This window comes from Streptomyces hirsutus, assembly GCF_001418415.1.
GTDB classification, from domain to species: domain Bacteria; phylum Actinomycetota; class Actinomycetes; order Streptomycetales; family Streptomycetaceae; genus Streptomyces; species Streptomyces hirsutus.
On record NZ_LIQT01000246.1, the window covers coordinates 1 to 4,792 of the forward strand.

Annotated in this window: 3 protein-coding genes and 2 pseudogenes; 2 read left to right on the forward strand and 3 right to left on the reverse strand. The window is 72.6% G+C overall.

The features are described from left to right. Positions 1-205, forward strand: a pseudogene (locus AOK11_RS45120) (anti-sigma factor); the annotation flags it as partial. Positions 206-207: 2 nt separating this feature from the next. After that, positions 208-420 (forward strand): annotated as a pseudogene (locus AOK11_RS45125) (anti-sigma factor); the annotation flags it as partial. 714 nt (positions 421-1,134) lie between these two features. On the opposite strand, the gene AOK11_RS19225 reads toward AOK11_RS45125, so the two are convergent. From AOK11_RS19225 to hmgA, 3 genes are all read right to left on the reverse strand, one after another. Then, positions 1,135-2,385, reverse strand: a complete 1,251-nt coding sequence (locus tag AOK11_RS19225) for a type ISP restriction/modification enzyme (RefSeq protein ID WP_055594949.1) — start codon at positions 2,383-2,385, stop codon at positions 1,135-1,137. A 25-nt stretch (positions 2,386-2,410) separates the two neighbouring features. After that, positions 2,411-3,160 carry a GntR family transcriptional regulator gene (locus AOK11_RS19230; RefSeq protein ID WP_055594950.1) on the reverse strand — a complete coding sequence of 250 codons (750 nt, stop codon included), beginning with the start codon at positions 3,158-3,160 and terminating at the stop codon, positions 2,411-2,413. A 151-nt stretch (positions 3,161-3,311) separates the two neighbouring features. Beyond that, positions 3,312-4,661, reverse strand: coding sequence for a homogentisate 1,2-dioxygenase (hmgA, locus tag AOK11_RS19235; protein ID WP_055594951.1), 1,350 nt, complete (start codon positions 4,659-4,661; stop codon positions 3,312-3,314). Between the last annotated feature and the right edge of the window lie 131 nt (positions 4,662-4,792).

The window sequence follows — 4,792 nt, forward strand, 5'->3', positions numbered from 1 at the left end:
ATGGGGAACCGGACCCGTGCCGCAGACCGGCGGGCGGCACCGGATGCCGCTGTTCGTGCCCTTCGCGACGGCCACCGCCGCCGCTGCCCTCGTCGTCGCCGCACTGTTCGCCGTCCAGGCGAACCGGACCCAGGACCAACTGGCCGCCGAACGGGACCGCGCACGTGAGATCGCCCACGTCCTCGCCGCCCCGGACGCCCGCGCGNNAACGGACGTGTGCGTCAGCTCTGGCTCATGCGCCCCGGCGCACAACCGCGCTCCCTCGGGCTCTTCGAGAGTGACGCGCCCCTTGTCGCCTCCGACCTCGACATCTCCGCAACGTCACTCGCCGTAACCGTCGAGCCGGGCGGAGGATCGCCGCAGCCCACAACCCAGCCGGTAGTCCAACTCGCCCTGAAAGGGGTTGGATTCGGAGAGTAATCATCGAGTGTTCGTCAACCTCCTTACGGGGAAGGTGAATCCTGCGACCGAGATACGCGAGTGCCCGAACGGGGCGATAGGGTTAACCTGCCCGGGGCCGGGCGGACTCGTACGGGTGGGGAGTGACATGGATCAGATAACGGTGCGGAGCAGGGCCAGGGTCCCTGCGATCACCTGCGGGAGCACTGCGACCAGTACGCGCCTGGACCGCCACCTCTCGGTGCTGGCGGGACCCGCCGTCCCGCAGCGCGAGACGNNCAGCCGCTAGTCCCGCGCCCGCGTCCGGACGGGCCCACCGTCCCGGCGTGGCGCACCGCGCACGCGCCGCCCGTCACCCCACGGCGCGCGGCGCCGCCCATCAGTGCGCTCCGGCACAGGCACGTCGTCCTCCTCCGGCACTCCTCTCGGTACCTCGTTCCCGGTCACGTCCCTCCCGGCGCCCCGATCCACCCGGCAGTGCTCCGGGGACGTGCGGGCTTCTGCCGTCCCGTCGCGGGACCCTGCTGTTCCCCGGCACCGGCTCCTGCCGCCCCGGCCTGTGCTGGTGAGCCCCACGGGGTTCCCGTGCGGCGTGAGTCCCACGGCCTCCCGCGGCGAGCGGGACCTCGGACGGGTGCTCGACGGCTTCGGCACCGGTCACTGACGAGGGCCGGGGGCCGGAGCCGGTGGGAACCGGCAGGGAGCGGGTCCGGCCCGGATCCGCGGTGTGCCGTGTCAGATCAGCGCGAGCTGGCCCTCCGGCCCTTCCTCGTGCGCGTCCAGGACCGAGGCGGGCCCGTGCGCCGACCGCGGTACGGGGAGCACACCCGCCCGGCGCAACTCCTTCGGCGTGATCGGGTCGGTCGTCGCACGGTCCGTCGACGCGGCCTGCGACGGGCGCAGTTCGGCGAGCAGAGCGAGGACCGTGATCAGCTCCAGGAGTTCCGACGTCCAGGTCTGCGGCCAGCCGGCCGGACGGATCGCCTCCAGTGTCCCCGGCCCGGCCTCCTCCGTGCGGGCCGCGCACCACCGCTCCAGCACCGGGACCCCCGCCACCTCGTAGTCCCAGGCCGCCGGCGGCACCGGCGAGACGCGGCCCTCGCCGAAGCACAGGGCCTCCTCGTCGCGGTCGTACCGGACGGTCGACGGGCGGGACGGGAGCGGGGCGCGGACGTAGGGGCGGCGTCCGCCCGGGAGCCGGGGGCGCTCCCCGTCGCGCCGCATCAGCCACAGCATCCGGCGCCCCACCTCCACACCCGCGTCCCACGCGCCGGCGTCCCCGGTGAGCGGCACCGCGAGCCCTCCGGGACCGGGCCGCACCACGGCCATCGTCCAGGCGAGCACGTCGAGGGCCGGCACCTCCCGGCCGAGACGTGCCGTGAGGTGCTCGGGCAGGCCCGGGGCGAGGTTCGGCTCCGCGCCGCCGGGCCGGCGGTACAACGGGCGGACCCGGCCGGGACGGAGCACCGGCAGCAGGGAGGTGGCGAGGAGCTGAGGACCGGTGGCGTCACCGGCGTCGTCGGTGCCGGCGGCGCCGCCCCGGGGGCGCTCGCCCCGCGTGCGTGCCCCGCGCCCCGCGGCGGACCCGGTCTCGACGAGGAAGATCTGCCGCTCGTCCGCCACCCGCCACAACTCGGGGCGGGCCGCGTCGATCAGCCGCTGGTCGGGAATCAGCCACTGCTCGTCGAAGGGGGAGCGCAGCACGCGGACCGGCTCCGGGCATGGACCCGAGGCGCGTGCCAGTCGCTCCGTGCCGCCCGACCGGCCCGGAAGCTGCCCGACCGCCGTGTGCCCGGCCCGTGAGCGGGACGGCTGCAACAGGGCCTCCCTGTCCGGTCCCGCAGCCTTCATCAGGGCGTTCCAACGGGCCTTCAGCGCCGCCGGATCGGGTGCCGCAGGCCATCCCCGGCCGAGCCGTGGCGGTGCGACGGACCACGGCATGAGGTCCGCCAGCAGCGGAGCGTCGTCGTGCGTCACGCTGGGCATCGTACGACCTGACGGGCGGCCGGGATCAGGTGGCTTCCAGGGTCACGGTGAAGGAGAAGCGGTCGCCCCGGTAGTTGATCACGGCCACGTCCAGGGGGGTGCCGTCGGTGTCGTAGGTGACGCCGGTGTAGTGCAGGATCGGGCTGAGCAGCGGAACCCGGAGCAGTCGGGCCGTCTCCGGATCCGCGAGCCGCGCCTCCACGGTGTCCGTGATGCGGCCGATGTCCACCCCGACGACATCCCGCAGCACCTTGGTCATCGGCCAGCGTCGCAGATCCTCCAGGTCGATCCGGGCGGCGAGTTCCGGACGGACGTAGTTGCGGGCGTGGTTGGTCGGCTCGCCGGTCTTCTCGTCGCTGCGCAGCCGGTGGTAGGCCGCCGCCTCCGTCAGTCCGGGGAAGTGCTCGGCGAGTTCGGCCGGCACCGGCGCGGTGCCGTGCTCCAGCAGTTCGGTCGTCATGCCGGACTGCTGGGCCACGATCGCGTCCACCGACCCCAGCAGCCGTACCGGAGCGCCCCGGAGGGCACCGGGCTCGATGAACGTGCCGCGCCGGCGGTGCCGGGTGATCAGCCCTTCGTCCTCCAGTTCCTTCAGTGCCTGCCGCATGGTCAGCACACTCACTCCGTAGTGCCCCGCCAACTGTTCCTCGGTGGGCAGGCGCAGCGGGTCCCGGGGCGAGCGGCCGAGGATCGAGGCACGCAGCGACTGCGACACCTGGTACCAGAGCGGCAACTTGCGGTTCAGGACGATCGAATCCGGCGCGAAGGAGGTCACGGGCTATCCGTACCGGTCGGGAACGTTCAGTGCAATGTGAGGTGCAGGGGTGCGTCGACAGCGGCTGTGGCACCCGGAGCCGAACCGGAGCCCCCGGACACCCGGCCCTCGGATCCCCGGCCCTCGGCTCCCGGCCCCCGGATCATCCGCGCTACATCGTGCGGAAGTGACGCTCGAGTCCCTGCCACACATCGTCGTAGCGCTGCTGCAGATGCTCCGCGCGTGCCGCCTGCGGCGTCAGGGACACCGGCCAGCGCGTCTCGAACATGAACGCGAGACCGTCGTCGATCTTCTGCGGGCGCAGCTCGGCGGCGCTCGCCTTCTCGAACGTCTCCCGGTCCGGCCCGTGCGCCGACATCATGTTGTGCAGCGAGCCGCCGCCCGGCACGAACCCCTCCGCCTTCGCGTCGTAGGCGCCCTCGATCAGACCCATGTACTCGCTCATCACGTTCCGGTGGAAGTACGGCGGCCGGAAGGTGTCCTCGCCCACCAGCCAGCGCGGCGCGAACACCACGAAGTCCACCCCCGCCAGCCCCGGCGTATCGCTCGGCGCCGTCAGCACGGTGAAGACCGACGGGTCCGGATGGTCGTACGAGATGGTGCCCATCACATTGAAGCGGCGCAGATCGTAGGCGTACGGCACATGGTTGCCGTGCCAGGCGACGACATCCAGCGGGGAGTGGTCGTAGGTGGCCGACCAGAGGTTGCCGCAGAACTTGTTCACCACCTCCACCGGCCCCTCGACGTCCTCGTACGCGGCGACGGGCGCCCGGAAGTCCCGTGCGTTCGCCAGACCGTTGGCGCCGATGGGGCCGAGATCGGGAAGCCGGAAGGCGGCTCCGTAGTTCTCGCACACATAGCCGCGGGCCACATCGTCCAGAAGCTCCACACGGAAGCGCACCCCACGGGGAATCAGCGCGATGTGTCCCGGCTCCACATGCAGCAGCCCGAACTCGGTCCGCAGCACCAGCCCGCCCTCCTCCGGGACGATCAGCAGTTCACCGTCGGCATCACTGAACACCCGGTCCATCGACGCGTTGGCGTGGTAGAGGTGCACCGCCATGCCGGCGCGCTGGGCGACATCGCCGTTGCCGCCCAGCGTCCACAGGCCGGCCAGGAAGTCCGTGCCTTCGGCCGGTGCGGGCAGCGGGCTCCAGCGCAGGCGGTTGGGGTCGGGCACCGTCTGGTTGAAGGGCGCGCTGCGGATCGCCCCGTTCCCCGTGCGGGTGAACGCCGGGTGCGCGGCCGACGGACGGATCCGGTACAGCCACGAACGGCGGTTGTGGGCCCGCGGCTCGGTGAACGCCGTACCGCTCAGCTGTTCCGCGTACAGCCCGAGCGGCGCGCGCTGCGGCGAGTTGCGCCCCTCGGGCAGGGCGCCCGGGACCGCCTCGGAGCTGTGCTCGTTGCCGAAACCGGAGAGGTGGCCGAGTCCCTCGGCGGCCTTGCGCGCTCCCCCACGCTCGAATGCGCTCGCGCGGGCGGTGCCCCCATCGCTCATCTTCGCTGCTCCCTTGCGTGCGATTCCTATGCAGTACCGTAGGATTGCGATTTCCCCGGCGCAAGAGGGCCACGCGACATCGCTTCGTACGGTGCGGCGGTCCCGGCCCCCGGATGCCGCTCGCCCCGCTC